This is a genomic window from Endozoicomonas arenosclerae (assembly GCF_001562015.1).
Taxonomy (GTDB): Bacteria; Pseudomonadota; Gammaproteobacteria; order Pseudomonadales; family Endozoicomonadaceae; genus Endozoicomonas_A; species Endozoicomonas_A arenosclerae.
On sequence record NZ_LASA01000277.1, the window covers coordinates 1 to 490 of the forward strand.

Consider the following 490-nt stretch of genomic DNA (forward strand, 5'->3'; position numbering starts at 1 on the left):
CCTTGCAGGAGCTCACAATAAAATGCAAGCTCCTCCAGGCACTCACTCCCAAGCCCTAAAACCCTTTCTAAAAAGACAAACAGACAGCCACTGTAAAGTCATCCGCCACTCTTTAAACAGAGTTTAATCAGGAGCAATCCTATAAAAAGAAGAGAAAGCCCTTAGACTTCCATCAGATCTTTTTCCTTGCTGGCCAGCGCTGAATCAACAGCAGCGATATATCGGTCAGTTACCTTCTGGATACCATCCTGTGCACGACGCTCATCGTCTTCACTGATTTCCTTTTCCTTCTCCAGCTCTTTGATATCAGCCAGAGCATCACGACGAATATTGCGGATAGCGATCTTCGCGTTCTCAGCTTCCTGACGAGCCTGACGGGTATAACCTTTTCGAGTTTCTTCCGTCAGTGGTGGCAGAGGAATACGAATCACCTCACCAGCAGTAGAAGGATTCAGACCCAGATCGGACTTCAGAATGGCTTTTTCAACAT

At 46.7% G+C, this 490-nt stretch carries 1 protein-coding gene; it reads right to left on the reverse strand.

Annotation, left to right across the window (positions count from 1 at the left end):
- Positions 1-161: 161 nt before the first annotated feature.
- Positions 162-490: ribosome-recycling factor (locus tag WG89_RS28755; protein ID WP_079254119.1), on the reverse strand; the 329-nt coding region annotated here is incomplete at its 5' end.